Raw genomic sequence first — 15699 nt, 5'->3', positions numbered from 1 at the left:
CGGCGCTACCGATCCAGGCGTCCAAACGGGAGTGGCGGTCTCGACCGATCGGCGGCCGGCTGAGAAACTGTGTGCCGGCCGGCCGGGTAGTTGGGGGTGCGATGAGCAACGGGTGGGTGCTGCCCGATGAGTTGCTGCGTGACGCTCCGGCGTACACGCCGCGCCCGTATGAACTGGCCGACCTGGAGTTGCTGCTCTCCGGAGCGTACGCACCGCTCACCGGCTTCATGGGCCGGGCCGACCTGGCCTCGGTGGCCCGGCGCGGCCGGCTCGCCGACGGCTCCTCCTGGCCGGTACCGGTGACCCTCCAGGTCCCGGCGGACCTGGTCAGCGGCATCGACCTGAACAATCCGGTCGAGCGCGGCCTGGTCCTGACCGACCCGGAGGGGGCACCGACCGCGCTGCTGGAGGTCGCCGACCTCTGGCCCACCACCCAGGGCTGGTGCGGCGTCGGCGGCCCGGTACGCCGGATCGGCGACGGCGGCCACGGCCCGTTCCAGCGGCTCCGCCGGAGCCCGGCCGAGGTCCGGGAGCTGCTGCCACCGGGCCGGGTGCTCGGGGTGATCGCCGACCGGCCGCTGCACCGGCCGCAGCTCGCGCAGATCGCCCACGCGGTCCGGACGCTCGCCGCCCACCTGCTCATCCTGATCCCGGTCGCCAACACCGGCCCGGACGGGCTGCCGCCGGAGGTGCTGGTCCGGAGCATCTTCGGGGCCCGGGACCGGATGCCCCCGGCCACCATCGTCGCGGTGCCGGTCGCCCGGCGCGGCGACGACATCTGGGACGCGCTGCTCCGGGCCCGGGTGGCCCGGGCCTACGGGGTGACCCACGTCCTCTCCACCACCGAGATGCTCACCGGCGGCGGGCTGCGCATGCTGGTCCCCCGCGAGCTGGCCTACGACAACCGGGACGGCCAGTGGCGGTGGCGGGACGACATCCCGCCGCGCAACCGGCGGCTGCCGCTCGGCCAGGAGGAGATCGAGGACCTGCTCGACCGGGGCTTCCCGCTGCCGGAGTGGCACACCCCGCCGACGGTCGCCAAGGAGCTGACCCGGGCCCGGCCGCCCCGCCGGCACCGGGGTCTGGTGGTCTTCTTCACCGGGCTCTCCGGCTCGGGCAAGTCGACCATCGCCCGGGGGCTGGCCGACGCGCTGCGGGAGAGCGGGGACCGCACGATCACCCTGCTCGACGGTGACGTGGTCCGCCGGGAACTCTCCGCCGGGCTGGGCTTCAGCCGGGCCGACCGGGACCTGAACGTACGCCGGATCGGCTGGGTCGCCGCCGAGGTCGCCCGGCACCGGGGTCTCGCCATCTGCTGCCCGATCGCCCCGTACGCCCGGGCCCGGGCGATCGCCCGGGAGATGGCCCGGTCGGCCGGGGCCGGATTCGTGCTGGTGCACGTCGCCACCCCGCTGGCGGTCTGCGAGCAGCGGGACCGCAAGGGCCTGTACGCCCGCGCCCGGGCCGGCCAGCTCACCGGGATGACCGGCGTCGACGACCCGTACGAGGAGCCGACCGATGCCGACCTGGTACTCGACACCACCGACCTCACGGTGGAGGAGTGCGTGCACCTGCTGCTCGCGCACCTGACCGAGACCGGCTGGGTCGAGTCCCGCCTGCAACCCGCCTGAGCCGCCTGAGCCGCCCGAGCCCCGGTTCCGCCGAACCGGGGAGGGCCCGTCGCCGCATCGCACCCTTACCCTGACCGCCGGCTGGGCGCTAGTGTTCGTATCTGTTGGATTACGTGCGAGCGCGTTGGAGGCGGTGTGAGCGGTCTGGTGCGAGGCGTCGAGGGCCTGAGCTACGGCGGGGACTACAACCCGGAGCAGTGGCCCGAGGAGGTCTGGCCGCAGGACGTGGCACTGATGCGGCAGGCCGGGGTCACCCTGGTCACCGTCGGTGTCTTCGCCTGGGCCTGGCTCGAACCGGCTCCCGGGCGGTACGACTTCGACCGGCTGGACCGGATCATGGACATGCTGCACGCCGGGGGGATCAAGGTCTGCCTGGCCACCGCCACCGCCTCGCCACCGCCCTGGTTCTCCCACGCCCACCCCGACACCCTGCCGGTGGACGCGGACGGGCGGCGGCTGACGTACGGCAGCCGGCAGGCGATCTGCGCCAGTTCACCGGTCTACCGCCAGGCCGCCGTGGCGCTGACCGAGCAGCTCGGCCGGCGCTACGCGAACCACCCGGCGCTGGCCGTCTGGCACGTGCACAACGAGTACGCCTGCCACAACGCGCACTGCTACTGCGACACCTCGGCCGAGGCGTTCCGCGGCTGGCTGCGGCACCGGTACGGCGACCTCGACGGCCTCAACGCGGCCTGGGGTACGGCGTTCTGGTCGCAGACCTACACCGACTGGGCGCAGATACAGCCGCCCCGGGCCACCCCGACCTCGTCCAACCCCGCCCAGGTGCTGGACTTCAAGCGGTTCAGCTCGGACGAGCACCTGGCCTGCTTCACCGCCGAACGCGACGCACTGCACCGGCTCTCCCCCGGGATCCCGGTGACCACCAACCTGATGACGGCGAGCTGCGTCAACCTGGACTACTGGGCCTGGGGGCGGGAGCTGACCGGCCCGGACCGGCTGCTCTCCAACGACCACTACCTGCTCGGCGAGCATCCGCTCGAACCGCCGGCCCAGATCGCCTTCGCCGCCGACCTGAGCCGGTCGCTGGCCGGCGGCCCGTGGCTGCTGATGGAGCACTCCACCAGCGCGGTCAACTGGCAGCCGCGCAACCTGGCCAAGCCGGCCGGGCAGTTGATCCAGGACGCGCTGGCGCACGTCGCCCGGGGCTCCGAGGGGGCGCTCTTCTTCCAGTGGCGGGCCAGCCGGGCCGGCTCGGAGAAGTGGCACTCGGCGATGCTGCCGCACGCCGGCACCGACTCCAAGATCTGGCGCGAGGTGGTCCAGCTCGGCCGGCACCTGCGGGCGCTGGCCGAGATCGAGGGCTCCCGCACCGAGGCCGAGGTCGCGGTACTGCTGGACTACTCATCCGTCTGGGCCCAGGAGGCGGCCAACCAGCCGAGCACCGACATGGCGGCCTTCGACGAGATCCGCCGCTGGCACAGCGCACTCTGGCGGGCCGGGATCACCGCCGACCTGGCCCCGCCCGGCGCCGACCTGACCGGCTACAAGCTGGTGCTCGCCCCCGCGCTCTACCTGGTCGACGACGCCGCGATCGGCAACCTGACCGGGTACGTCCGCTCCGGCGGCACCCTGGTGGTCGGCCCGTACAGCGGACTGGTGGACGAGTGCGACCGGGTCCGCCCGGCCCCGCTGCCGGGCGCCTTCGCCGAGCTGCTCGGCATCCGGGTCGAGGAGTTCTACCCGCTCCCCGCCGCCGGCACGGTACGCCTGGACGACGGCACCTCGGCGGCGGTCTGGACCGAGGCGCTGGCCGCACCGGACGCCGAGGTGCTGGTCAGCTACGACAACGGGCCGGTCGCTGGCGGCCCGGCGGTCACCCGGCGGGCCGGGGACGGCGGGGCGGCCTGGTATCTCGGCACCCGGCTGGAGCAGGCCGCGCTGGGCCGGCTGCTGGCCCGGGTCGCCGGCGAGGCCGGTGCCGCTCCGGCCGGGCCGGCCGTACCCGGAGTGGAGCAGATCCGGCGACGGCACCCGGACGGGCGGTCGTACCTCTTCCTGCTCAACCGCTCCGACCGGCCGGCGGAGGTCGACGCGGCCGGGACCGACCTGCTGACCGGCACCCGGTGGGCCGGGCCGACCCGGGTCGAGCCGCACGGCGTCGCGGTGCTGGCGCAGCGGCCGGAGCCGGAACTGAACGGGACAGCCTGATGCTGGCCCAGCAGCGCCAGGAGGCGATCCTCGACCGGGTCCGCACCGCCGGCGGGGTCCGGGTGACCGAGCTGGCCGGCGAGTTCGGCGTCTCCGACATGACGATCCGGCGCGACCTGGAGGCGCTGGCCGAACGCGGCCTGCTGGCCAAGGTGCACGGCGGGGCGACCACCGCCGGGCCCGGCTCGACCGACGAGCCGGGCTTCGCGGCCAAGTCGGTGCGGCAGCGCGCCGAGAAGGCCGCCATCGCGGCCGAGGCCGCCCGACTGGTCGCCCCCGGGATGGCGGTCGCGCTCTCCGCGGGTACGACCACCGCCGAACTCGCCCGCCGGCTGGCCGGGGTACCGGCGCTGACCGTCGTCACCAACTCGATCCCGGTCGCCGAGATCCTGCACCGGTCCGGCCGGCCGGACCAGACGGTGGTGCTCACCGGCGGGGTACGCACCCCGTCCGACGCGCTGGTCGGGCCGGTGGCGGTGGCCACCATCCGCTCGCTCCACCTGGACCTGGTCTTCCTCGGGGTGCACGGGATGAGCGAGCGGGCCGGGTTCACCACCCCGAACCTGCTGGAGGCGGAGACCAACCGGGCGCTGCTGGCCGCGGCGGACCGGCTGGTGGTGCTCGCCGACTCCACCAAGTGGGCGACGGTCGGCATCTCGTCCTTCGCCGAACTGGCCGAGGCGCACACCGTGGTCTCCGACACCGGCCTGCCCGAACCGGCCCGGGAGGTCCTCGGGACGCACGTACCGGATCTACTGCTCTGTGAGGTAACACCGTGAGGCTGTTCTGTGAGGTAACACCGTGAGGCTGTTCTGTGAGGTGGCGCCGTGAGGCGGATGGCGGTCAAACTGGCCGACGGGCGCGAGTTGATCTACTTCGACGAGCACCCGGACGCGGTGCGGGAGGGACCGGACCGGCGTGACCTGCCGCTGCCACCGCCCGCCTCGCAGCTCCGGTACGACCCGCTGGTCGACGAGTGGGTCGCGGTCGCCGCGCACCGGCAGGGCCGGATCTTCCTGCCGCCGAGCGACCAGTGCCCACTGTGTCCGTCCACACCGGAGCGCTCCAGCGAGATCCCGGCCTACGACTACGACGTGGTGGTCTTCGAGAACCGCTTCCCGTCCTTCAGCGACCGGCCCGGTGACCCGCCCGGCCAGATCACCCCGTACACGGCGGTGCGGCCGGGGACGGGGCGGTGCGAGGTGGTCTGCTTCACCGCCGACCACTCGGCGTCGTTCGGCACCCTGCCGCCGAGCCGGGTGCGTACCGTGCTGGAGGCGCTCGCCGACCGTACCGCCGCGCTCTCCGGACTGCCCGGGGTGGAGCAGGTCTTCTGCTTCGAGAATCGGGGGGTGGAGATCGGGGTGACCCTGCACCACCCGCACGGCCAGATCTACGCGTACCCGTTCCTGCCGCCGCGCAGCCGGGCGATGCTGGCCGCCGCGCGGCGGCACGCGGAACGCACCGGCGGGCGCAACCTGTACGCCGACGTACTCGCCGCCGAGCGGGCCGCCGGGGAGCGGGTGGTACTGGCCAACGAGCACTGGACGGCGTACGTGCCGGCCGCCGCCCGCTGGCCGTTCGAGGTACACGTCGCGCCGCACCGGCCGGTACCGGACATCCCGGCGCTGGACGACGCCGAGCGGGACGCCTTCGGCCCGCTCTACCTGGACCTGCTGCGTCGGCTCGACCGGCTCTTCGACCAGCCGCTGCCGTACATCTCGGCCTGGCACCAGGCGCCGGTGCACGCCGATCCGGCCCTGGCCCACCTGCACCTGGAGGTGTTCAGCATCCGGCGGGCGGCCGACAAGCTGAAGTACCTGGCCGGCTCGGAGTCGGCGATGGGGGTCTTCATCAACGACATCGCGCCGGAACGGGCCGCCCAACTGCTCCGGGACGCCGGCTGAGCCCCGCATGCCGACCCGCTTCATCGGGGCCGGGCCATGGGCTGGAAGCATCACATGCCGTGGTTCAACGAGCTTTCCGACAGCGCAACGGACTGCTCAACGTCCACCCTGCTCGATGCTCTCGAAGATGTCGGCGTCGGTCTCCCGCTGCCACGGCGGCAGATCCGGCCAGTCCGCCACGTACGCCGGCTTCGGATCGGGGAAGTGTTTGAGGATCTGGCCGATCCAGCAGAGCGCGACGAACCGGCCCTTCTGCTCGCGGCTCAGCCTGGCGGTACGGCCACCCGTGGCAGCGACGAAGGCACGCACCTGCGCCTCGACGGCCGCCGCGCTCGCCCGCTCCCAGTCGGGGGTTTCCGCCCACGGTGCGACGTACCCCGGCTTCGGCTCACCCGGGTAGTGCCGGTGGACACCGGCGATCCACGCCTCCCGGAAAGCCCGCCCCGGCTCGTCTGGCATGCGCTGCTCCTCACTGTCGTTGGTCGGCGATCTGGCCGATCTCGCGGTCGATCCGACCGACATGTCGATCGACGGTGAGTGATCCCAACTGTCTCCGCAGCCCGTGGAGCCTACGCGTGACGACACCTGATCCGGTCTGCCGGGCGACGACGAGGGCCGCGTCCGCGTACATGACCAGGCGATCAGGGTCCCGAAGCTGCGCCCCGACATGGGCGAGATCGACAAGTACGCCGCCGTGACGGCGGAGGGAAAGATCCTTGTCGAGGGCTTCCAGGAGAGCGGGCTCCGCAAGATCCGGCCGCCGGAGCTGGACATAACAGGTGCCCCGTTGCTCCGCCAGGCGTGAGCCGTCGAACCGGAGCCACCCGCCGTTCTGGAACTGGCCGCCCAGTCCGGCCACACGTTCCGCCCGGTCGAGCGCACGCGCACACGAGTCCAGATCGCCGACACCAGCAGCAGCCTCCGCGAGGACGGCGTCGATCCAGTACTTCGTGGAGAGCGCCGCATCACCGTGCGCCGCCATTCGGCCGGCGCCGTCCAGCATGGGAAGAGCGTGCGCAGGCTGTCGCTCGTAGACGCTGATGAAGGCGTGCCTGGTCATGGCACAGGCCCACAGGTCGAAGTCGTTCGCCTCCCGACCGGCAACGGCCGCCGAGACATAGCAGTTGGCGGCGTCGACATAGTGGTTGCCGTCGAAGAGCACCTCTCCGGCAAGTTGGAGAAGCTCGCTGCCGAGAGCGCAGAGGTGGCTGCGGGTCGCGGTCCCGCGCGCCTCGCGCAGCGCACCGAACAAGGTGTCGAGCTGCCGCGAGACCAGCGGCAAGACGGTGCTCTTGCGCTTGGCCGAACCGAACGCCATCCATAGTTGACGGTTCACCGCCCCGTACGCATCCAAGGCTGCCGCGTCCAGCCGTCGCGGTTCGGCGGCGACGTACTCCAGCCGGTCCAGGTCGAGCCGCTCCGCCAGGCCAGCCGTCGTCAGGGCCGGTGCGGCAAGGCTCAGCAGGCGCAGTAGCTCGCGGCGGCGCATATCCTCGACCCCCGATGATGTCTCACGGGCATGGTCCTGCCCATCTCCACCCCCGCCTGCCTCGGGATGGCGCCCGACCTGCTCGTCGGCCCCGCAGCGTGGAGACTGCTCCGGCAGCTTGAACCAGAGTAGGCCGGACGGGATGCCGAGTGTCCTCGCCCACTGCGCGAGCCTGTCCAGGTCCTTCATCGCTGATCCACCCTCAATCCGGCTCAATTGAGCCTGGGTGATGCCCACCCAGCCGGCGACGATCTCCTGCCGGATCGTTCGGCCGTGGAAGCGATGATGCCGATAGGCGGCGATGACCTGTCCCATGTTCCAGGTTGCGAGGGCATCCCGCATCTCATCCGTGTCCCAGAAGTTGGCGGGTACGTCTGGCGGGCCGGCCGCGAGACCACGCGTCTTCGACTGGCAGGCCGCGCACTGATGTTGCCGGTTGTCTCGGGCGAGGCGGGTGCCGCAACGGCAGTAGCGCACGGTTCGGTTCGTCATGGCTATGCCCGACTCATCGTGGACGTGACTCCCTCACATCTACGGATCGCTTATCACCCTACGTGCATACGACGATGCCACCCATACATGCCACGCATACTCCGCTCGGCACAGGCCCACCCGTCCGCAGGGCGCACCCTCGATACACGCACATCGCATGGCCACCCGCACCGCCCGGCGTGGGCGAGCGGATGGCTCGGACGAGATGGAGGAGAAGTGACCACCAACTCCGTGGCACATCCGCCCTGGTGTTCGGCGCCCTGCCCGGTCACGTCGGCCAATCCGACCGGAACTCACATGTCACGCATGCACACCATCGAACCCGTGGGTCATGAGCCGCTTCGGCTCGCCGCGTTCGTCAGTGGTCCGGGCCGGCCGGAGGGTACGCCCGCCACGGTCCTCGTGGAGGCCTACGACGACGCCGATGACCCGAACGAGCCGTATGCCGTACTCGTGCTGTCGCCGCGCCAGGCGGGTGGCCTGGCCGACGGGCTGCGCTCGCTGACCGGCATTACGCACGCCGGTCGTCCCGAGCCGCCAGCGCCCCACGGGTAGGGACGATTCGCGAATGAGGGCGCGAGGCCCGGCCGCGCAGGACTGGACGCCCAGGGATCGGGGGCGGCGACGCACGGGTTCTACCGCACGCCGCTGCCCCCTATCCGGCCGTCGATCAGTTCGGGCCGAGGTAGCTCTGCAACACCGTCGGCCGGTAACCGAGCGCCCAGAACTCCGCGTTCTTCGCGGCGAAGCCGGCGGCGTTCCAGCCGGCGATGACCGGCCGCCCGTCGGTGCCCGGCTCCCAGATCGCGTCGTAGCGCACCAGGCCGGTGTTGGTCAGATAGCTGCTCAGGTACTTCATCCGGTAGCCGCTGACCCAGTGGTTGCCGTTCGCCTGCGAGATCTCGTCCCAGGTGCCGCCGAGCAGGGTCGGCCGGCTGTCGGTGCCCGGCATCCAGATCCCGACGTACCGGATGTCGGTGCTGATCGGGTTGTTCTGCGCCACCCCGGTCGCCTGGATCAACCGGTAGCCCTGGGCGCGCATCTTGGCGTCCTCGGCCAACAGGTCCGCCCGGGTCCAGTCCACGACCCACCGCCGGCCGTCGGTGCCCGGCTTGAAGATGGCGTCGTAGCGGAAGCTCCCGGCGTGCCGGTAGCGGTTGATCCGCCACGGCCGCAGGCCCTGGCTCCAGTACGTCGAGACCTGCGCGAAGAACTGCTGCTCGGTCCAGCCGATCACGACCGGGCTCAGACCGCTGCCCGGCTTCCAGATCGCGTTGTACCGCATCTCCCCGTTGATGTCCTTGACCGCGGTCAGCGAGTCGATCCGCCAGCCCTGGTTGAACAGCTCGCTGTTGCGGGCGAGCAGGTCCTGGGCGGTCCAGGTGTGCACCCAGGCGCGGTTGTCGGTGCCCGGTTCCCAGATCGCGTCGAACCGGAGCGTCGGGGCCTGGATCGTTGCCCGGTCCGCCGACCCGGCCGCCGCCGGTGCCGCCGCCCCGGCGACCAGCGCCGTCAGGGTCAGCAGTACGCCGAGCGACGCCGCAAGCAGACGCCGTCTCCGCCGGACGAGATTTCTGATCATGGTGGAATTCCTCCCGCTGCTGGTGCGGGGCCCGTCGTCGGACCCGCTGCCCCGATGTCTAATCGGCTGCGGGTTGTCCGGCTTCGGCTCGGCACAGCGGACAATCAACCCCGGACAATGGCGCCAGCAGCCCGGGTGGCCCGGGGTTACGCGGTGACCGACAGCAGCGACCGGGCGCTCGGCGGCCAGCGGCGATGCACGGCGGCGCTGACCGACGCGGGCGATGACCCGGCAGCGGCGAATCGGTCAGCGCGCCGTGCGGAGAGTCACCGTGACCACCAGGCCGCCGCCGGGTCGGGGTTCGGCCTCGACGGTGCCGCCGTGTGCCCGGGCGACCGCCCGGACGATCGACAGCCCGAGCCCGGCACCGGGCGGGTTGCTGGCGAGCCGGTCGCCGCCGAGCCGCCGGAACGGTTCGAAGAGGCTCGGTATCTCGTACCGCGCCACCACCGGCCCGGTGTTCTCCACCCGGACCCAGACCGTGCCGTCCGGGCCGGTACCGCTGCCGGCCCGTACCCAGCCGTGCTCGGGGACGTTGTGCCGGACGCCGTTCTCGACCAGGTTCTGCACCAGTCGTTCCAGCAGCACCGAACTGCCGGTGGTGGGCGCCTCGGCCGCCTCGGCGCGTACGGTCACCGGGCCGGGCGGCACCTGCGCGACGACGTGTTCCAGCACGTCCGCCAGATCTACATAGGAGCGTTCGGCCACCTCGTGCTCCGATCGGGCCAGCAGCAGGAGCCCGTCGATCAGCCGTTCGTGCCGGGCGTTGACCGCCAGCAACGTATCGCCGAGCTGGCGCAACTCGGGCGAGGCCGACTCGGGGACGACCATCACCTCCAGCAGGGTCCGGTTCAGCGTCAGCGGGGTACGCAGTTCGTGCGACGCGTTGCCGATGAACCGCCGCTGGCTGTCGAACGCCTGGTCCAGCCGGGCCAGCATCAGGTCGAAGGTGTCGGCGAGTTCCCTGATCTCGTCCGGTGGACCGGTCAGCGCGATCCGTTCGTGCAGGCCATGGTCGGCGTCCGGCGCGCTGGCGATCCGCCGGGCCGTCTCGGTGACCCGGTGCAGCGGCTGGAGCAGCCGGCCGGCGATCAGCCAGCCGAAGGCGGTCGCGGCGGCACCGACCACGACCAGCGCGATCCCGCCCTGGGTGAGCAGCGCCTCCAGGGCGTCCTGCCGGGCCTGGTCGGCCACCTGGGTCACCTGCTTCATCTCGTCCGCCGACGGCAGCCCGACCTCGCCGCCCATCATCGGGGTGACGGTGCCGTCCGTGCCCGCCGCCGGTGGTGACGTCGGATCCCCGGGAGCCGGCCCGACCCGGTTGACCGTGAAGGTGGAGTTCTGCGGCAGCCGCTGCGACATCAGGGCGTACGTCACGCCGAGCAGCAGCACGCCGGCGAGCAGGAACAGCCCGCCGTAGACCAGGGTGAGCCGGGCCCGGATGGTCAGCCTGGCCGGCGAGAGCCGTCTCACGGGATCCGGTACCCCACTCCGGGCTCGGTCAGCACGATCGGCGGGTCGCCGAGCTTGCGGCGCAGCTTGAGGACCGCCATCCGTACCGCGTGGGTGAACGGGTCGGCGTGCTCGTCCCAGGCCTTCTCCAGCAACCGTTCGGCGGAGACCGCGGCACCGTCGGCGCGGAGCAGCTCGGCGAGGACCGCGAACTCCTTGCGGGACAGCGGGACGTACCGGCCGTCCCGGTAGACCTCGCGGCGGTGCGGGTCAAGGCGTACCCCGGCACGTTCCAGCACCGGTGGGGCGGCCGACCGGGACCGGCGGCCGAGCGCCGCCACCCGGGCGGCCAGTTCCCGGAACGCGAACGGCTTCGGCAGGTAGTCGTCCGCGCCCAGGGCCAGCCCGGTGACCCGGTCGTCGATTCCGGCAGCGGCGGTCAGCATCAGCACCCGGACCGGGGACTCGTGCCGGACGATCGCCCGGCAGACCTCGTCGCCGTGCACCACCGGCAGGTCACGGTCGAGCACCACCACGTCGTAGTCGTGTACGCCGACCCGCTCCAGCGCGGCACCGCCGTCGTGCACCACGTCGACCGCGTGGGCGTCCCGGCGCAGCCCCTGGGCCACCGTGTCGGCGAGCAGCCGTTCGTCCTCCACCACCAGGATCCGCATCGGCCCATGGTGACCCGGACCGGGTAACCGGGGTGTCAACGCTTTCCGTGACGCCCGGGAAAGGTGCCGCCGGCTCTACTCGATGCGGCCGGCGACCGTCCGGCCGGAACGGAGGTGGTACGACGATGCGCACCAGGACCGGTCTGCTGCTCGGTCTGCTGCTGCTGGTTGGCGTGGCCGGATGCGGCGGGGCCGACCGGGACCCGGGGATCGCCACGGCCGGCGGGCCTACCGCCAGCGCCAGCGGTGGCGCCGGACCGGCACCGGTGGACGAGGCGGACCGGGCCCGCCGGTTCGGCCAGTGCATGCGGGAGAACGGGGTGCCGGACTTCCCCGATCCGGAGATCGAGGGCGGGGCGATCCGGATGCGGGCGCCGGAGGGTACCGACCGGGCGAAGATGGACGCGGCGCAGCAGAAGTGCCAGAAGTACCTGCCGAACGGGGGCGAGCCGCCGAAACTCGACCCGCAGGCGCAGCAGCGGATCCGGGAGTACGCCCAGTGCATGCGGGAGAACGGCGTACCGAAGTTCCCGGACCCGCAGCCGGACGGCGGGATCCGGATCGAGGGCGGGCCCGACCTCGATCCGCAGTCGGAGACCTTCAAGTCCGCCGAACGGGCCTGCGCGGGGCACCGCCCGAAGCCGCCGGGCGGCTCGGCGGAGGGCCCGCAAACCGACAGCAGGAGCTGACCGCGGGCCACCGGGCCGGGTCCGGGTTCGTCAGGCTCGCCTCGGGCAACTCGACGAACCCGGCACCGCCGGCCCCGGACGGGTCGGACAATGACTGGTCATGGAGCAACGCGTGCACTTCATCACGGTGGCCACCCGGGACCTGGACCGGGCCCGGGACTTCTACGTGGACGGGCTGGGCTGGACGCCGACCCTGGACGTACCGGACGAGATCCTCTTCTTCCAGCTGGCTCCCGGGGTGGTGCTCGGACTCTTCGAGGCGGAGGCGTTCGCGGCCGACCTCGGTGCCGGGACGCCGCTGCTGCCCGCCCCGACCGGCTTCACCCTGTCGCACAACGTCGAAAGTCCGGCGGAGGTCGACCGGGTAATCGCGCAGGCGGCCGCCGCCGGGGCGACGGTGGTCAAGTCCGGCCAGCACGCCGCCTTCGGCGGCTACCACGGCCACTTCGCGGACCCGAACGACCTGCTCTGGGAGGTCGCGCACAACCCGGGCTGGCAGGTGGCCGAGGACGGGCGGGTGACGTTCGGCCCGGTCGAGGAGTGAACGGTTCCGGGGCCCGGCTGTCGCCGGGCCCCGCGTCGCCTTCCGCCGGATCGGCTACCGGACCAGCCCGATCCCGGTGAACGTACGGTCGTACTCCGGGAACGACTGGTTGGTGTACGGCGCGTGGATCCAGGTACGCAGCGAGTCCGCCGCCGCGTCGATCTCGACCAGCCGTACCGGGTTGGTGGTGTTGGAGTGGAACGTCTGCAGGAACGAGTAGATCCGGTTCCCGTGCACTCCGGTGTCCACCCGGTTGCCCGCCACCCCGGTGTGGCCGGAGAAGACGAACTTCACGTTGGCGTACTGCTTGACCAGGTTGTCGTAGAGGTACTGCGGGCTGGTGGCGCCGTAGCCGGCGGACTGCTCGATGTTGCCGTTGCCGTCGATGTAGTCGTGCGTGACCACCACGACGTTGTGCCGCGGGTTGGCCGCCACCACGCCCCTGGCCCAGGTGACCGCCTCCGGGCGGGGCCAGAGTTCGAGGACCAGCACCAGCCACTGCACCCCGCCGGCGGAGTACGTCGAGTACGAGTTGTCGACCTTGCCGGCCTCGAACTGCCCACGCACCGCGCCGTACTGCCCGGCCGTGAAGTACCGGTTGAACACGGTGGTGTCCCGGACCAGTTCCCGGGTACGGGCGGGGTCCCGGGCCGAGCCGCCCGGACCGGTCGCCTGGGTGTCGTGGTTGCCGATCGCCAGCGAGTACGGGATGCCCGCCGTCTCCAGCGGGCGCAGCGCGTTGCGGGCTATCTCGTACTGCGCGTGGTCCGGGGTGTCCCAGTTGACCACGTCGCCGGAGTGCGTGACGAACCGCAGGTCGAGGGCGGAACGGTTGGCGACGAGCCAGTCGGTGCGCTGCCGGAAGCGGGTGTCGCTCGCGTTCAGCACCTCCTGCTGGGTGTCCGGCAGCACGGCGAAGCTGAACCTCGGGTCCGTGGTCGTGCCGGGGGTCTCCATCCGGGCGTACCCGATGTGCACGTTGCGGTCGCAGGCGGCCGTGCTGCGGTCGTTGACCAGCTGGATCCGGACGCTGTGCTGCCCCGCGCCCCGCGCCGCCCCGACCGGATAGCTGCCGTACTGGCTGGCGCTGACGATGGTGGTCTCGCCGGCCACCACCCCGTCCACCGTCACCCGGATGGTGGGCCAGCCCTCGCAGTTGTCCCCGATGGCGCCGACCACTACCCGGCCGGAGCCGGAGATCGTGGTGGTCGCGTAGCTGGAGTTGCTCCACAGCGAGGCGTGGCTGCCCGAGGCCGGCTCCGGGGTGCCGGTCGCCGGTCGGATGGCGCCGTTGACCACGCTGAACTGCGAGGGTTCGGCGGCGGCCGCGACACCGCCGAGGCTGACTCCGGACAGCACCACCGCCGTGCCGGCGAGCACCGCCAGCGCGGTTCTGGTCCTGCTGATACGCGCCCTGATACCCACGGTGTCCCTCCGTGTCCGTCCTGCCCGATCTGGACATCCGGAGGTTAGCCAGGATCAGCGGCCGATCTGGCGCGCTGCGGCGGAACAGCGGGCGAACACTTCGGATACCGGAGCCGTCCGGAAACGAGGGCGCGGGGGGCCCGGGACAGGGCCCCCCGCAGGGAAGGGACGGCCGGCTGTGCGCAACAGCCGGGAAGACCGTTCCATCCGGCACGGGCCTCTCGCGGCGGCCTCGACCGGGCCGGTCTTCCTGGACGCGACTGGCATCACGTCCACCCTGTCCAACGAGGGCACCCCCAGGGCGGTAACGGCACAAATCGGGCGATCTTGGACGCCCGCCCAGGCCGCCGGCTTTCTCAGCTCGATGGTGACGACGTGTCGTCGCGGGTACGACGACACGTCGTCACCATCCGTGAACCGCGCCGGTCAGGCGGCGAGCTTGCGCGCCAGGTTGTTGTCCAGGGCGGCCATGAACTCGTCGGTGGTCAGCCACGGGGCGTCCCGGGAGATCAGCAGTGCCAGGTCCTTGGTCATCTGGCCACCTTCGACGGTCTCCACGCAGACCTGCTCCAGGGTCTCGGCGAACCGGGTCACCTCGGGGGTGCTGTCCAGCTTGCCCCGGTGCGCCAGGCCACGGGTCCAGGCGAAGATCGACGCGATCGGGTTGGTCGAGGTCTTCTCGCCCTTCTGCCACTGCCGGTAGTGCCGGGTCACCGTGCCGTGCGCCGCCTCGGCCTCGACGGTACGGCCGTCCGGGGTCATCAGCACCGAGGTCATCAGGCCCAGCGAGCCGAAGCCCTGCGCCACGGTGTCGGACTGCACGTCACCGTCGTAGTTCTTGCAGGCCCAGACGAAGCCGCCCTCCCACTTCAGCGCGGCGGCGACCATGTCGTCGATCAGCCGGTGCTCGTAGCTGATCCCCGCGGCGTCGAATTCCGACTTGAACTCCGCCTCGAAGACCTCGGCGAAGATGTCCTTGAACCGGCCGTCGTACGCCTTGAGGATGGTGTTCTTGGTGGAGAGGTAGACCGGGTAGCCACGGTCCAGGCCGTACCGGAAGGAGGCCCGGGCGAAGTCCCGGATCGAGTCGTCGAAGTTGTACATCCCCATCGTGACGCCACCACCGGGGAAGTTCGCCACCTCCATCTCGACCGGGGCGCCGCCGTCGGTCGGGGTGTAGGTGATGGTGACCGTGCCCGGCCCCGGCACCACGAAGTCGGTCGCCTTGTACTGGTCGCCGTGCGCGTGCCGGCCGATGATGATCGGCTTGGTCCAGCCCGGCACCAGCCGGGGCACGTTGGACATGATGATCGGCTCGCGGAAGACCACGCCGCCGAGGATGTTCCGGATGGTGCCGTTCGGCGAGCGCCACATCTTCTTGAGGCCGAACTCCTCCACCCGGGCCTCGTCCGGGGTGATGGTGGCGCACTTCACGCCGACGCCATGCTGCTTGATCGCGTTCGCCGCGTCGACCGTCACCTGGTCGTCGGTCTCGTCGCGGTACTGGATCGACAGGTCGTAGTAGTGCAGGTCGACGTCGAGGTACGGCAGGATCAACTGATCGCGGATCTGCTTCCAGATGATCCGGGTCATCTCGTCGCCGTCGAGTTCAACCACCGGATTCGTAACCTTGATCTTCGCCATC

At 71.7% G+C, this 15699-nt stretch carries 14 protein-coding genes; 7 read left to right on the top strand and 7 right to left on the bottom strand.

What is annotated here, in order from left to right; all coding sequences use genetic code 11:
• Positions 1-101: 101 nt before the first annotated feature.
• From cysC to galT, 4 genes are all read left to right on the top strand, one after another.
• Complete coding sequence (gene cysC / locus AAH979_RS17765; RefSeq protein ID WP_346259225.1) at positions 102-1631, top strand: adenylyl-sulfate kinase; 1530 nt, start codon at positions 102-104, stop codon at positions 1629-1631.
• A 135-nt stretch (positions 1632-1766) separates the two neighbouring features.
• A complete protein-coding gene (locus AAH979_RS17760; protein ID WP_346259224.1) occupies positions 1767-3800 on the top strand; it encodes a beta-galactosidase in 2034 nt (677 codons plus the stop codon).
• Entirely contained in the window at positions 3800-4579 is a 780-nt protein-coding gene (locus AAH979_RS17755) for a DeoR/GlpR family DNA-binding transcription regulator (RefSeq protein ID WP_346259223.1), read from the top strand. The genes AAH979_RS17760 and AAH979_RS17755 overlap by 1 nt, the downstream gene beginning before the upstream one ends.
• Positions 4580-4627: 48 nt before the next feature.
• The gene (galT, locus tag AAH979_RS17750; protein ID WP_346259222.1) at positions 4628-5707 is read left to right on the top strand and encodes a galactose-1-phosphate uridylyltransferase; all 1080 of its coding nucleotides are present in this window, start codon (positions 4628-4630) and stop codon (positions 5705-5707) included.
• Between the two features lie 96 nt (positions 5708-5803).
• On the opposite strand, the gene AAH979_RS17745 is transcribed toward galT, so the two are convergent.
• A complete protein-coding gene (locus AAH979_RS17745; RefSeq protein WP_346259221.1) occupies positions 5804-6166 on the bottom strand; it encodes a hypothetical protein in 363 nt (120 codons plus the stop codon).
• Between the two features lie 10 nt (positions 6167-6176).
• The gene (locus tag AAH979_RS17740) at positions 6177-7688 is read right to left on the bottom strand and encodes a helix-turn-helix transcriptional regulator (RefSeq protein ID WP_346259220.1); all 1512 of its coding nucleotides are present in this window, start codon (positions 7686-7688) and stop codon (positions 6177-6179) included.
• A gap of 324 nt (positions 7689-8012) precedes the next feature.
• On the opposite strand from AAH979_RS17740, the gene AAH979_RS17735 reads away from it, so the two are divergent.
• A complete protein-coding gene (locus AAH979_RS17735) occupies positions 8013-8243 on the top strand; it encodes a hypothetical protein (RefSeq protein ID WP_346259219.1) in 231 nt (76 codons plus the stop codon).
• 115 nt (positions 8244-8358) lie between these two features.
• Here the strand turns inward: AAH979_RS17735 and AAH979_RS17730 are convergent, their stop codons facing one another.
• The 3 genes from AAH979_RS17730 to AAH979_RS17720 all read right to left on the bottom strand — a co-directional run bounded on the left by AAH979_RS17730 (position 8359) and on the right by AAH979_RS17720 (position 11396).
• A complete protein-coding gene (locus AAH979_RS17730) occupies positions 8359-9270 on the bottom strand; it encodes a hypothetical protein (protein ID WP_346259218.1) in 912 nt (303 codons plus the stop codon).
• A 246-nt stretch (positions 9271-9516) separates the two neighbouring features.
• Positions 9517-10743: a HAMP domain-containing sensor histidine kinase gene (locus tag AAH979_RS17725; RefSeq protein ID WP_346259217.1), complete on the bottom strand. Its 1227-nt coding sequence runs from the start codon at positions 10741-10743 to the stop codon at positions 9517-9519.
• Complete coding sequence (locus tag AAH979_RS17720; RefSeq protein ID WP_346259216.1) at positions 10740-11396, bottom strand: response regulator transcription factor; 657 nt, start codon at positions 11394-11396, stop codon at positions 10740-10742. The genes AAH979_RS17725 and AAH979_RS17720 overlap by 4 nt, the downstream gene beginning before the upstream one ends.
• Positions 11397-11521: 125 nt before the next feature.
• On the opposite strand from AAH979_RS17720, the gene AAH979_RS17715 reads away from it, so the two are divergent.
• Together AAH979_RS17715 and AAH979_RS17710 are read left to right on the top strand one after the other, a co-directional pair.
• Entirely contained in the window at positions 11522-12085 is a 564-nt protein-coding gene (locus AAH979_RS17715) for a hypothetical protein (RefSeq protein ID WP_346259215.1), read from the top strand.
• A 100-nt stretch (positions 12086-12185) separates the two neighbouring features.
• Positions 12186-12629 (top strand): VOC family protein, encoded by a 444-nt coding sequence (locus AAH979_RS17710; RefSeq protein WP_346259214.1) that lies wholly within the window; start codon positions 12186-12188, stop codon positions 12627-12629.
• Positions 12630-12683: 54 nt separating this feature from the next.
• On the opposite strand, the gene AAH979_RS17705 is transcribed toward AAH979_RS17710, so the two are convergent.
• Positions 12684-14054 carry a carbohydrate-binding domain-containing protein gene (locus AAH979_RS17705; protein WP_346259213.1) on the bottom strand — a complete coding sequence of 457 codons (1371 nt, stop codon included), beginning with the start codon at positions 14052-14054 and terminating at the stop codon, positions 12684-12686.
• Positions 14055-14480: 426 nt separating this feature from the next.
• Positions 14481-15698 (bottom strand): NADP-dependent isocitrate dehydrogenase, encoded by a 1218-nt coding sequence (locus AAH979_RS17700; protein WP_346259212.1) that lies wholly within the window; start codon positions 15696-15698, stop codon positions 14481-14483.
• Position 15699 lies beyond the last annotated feature (1 nt).

The organism is Plantactinospora sp. ZYX-F-223 (assembly GCF_039649625.1).
In the GTDB taxonomy this organism is placed as follows: domain Bacteria; phylum Actinomycetota; class Actinomycetes; order Mycobacteriales; family Micromonosporaceae; genus Plantactinospora.
This window is presented reverse-complemented; position numbering and strand designations above follow the sequence as displayed.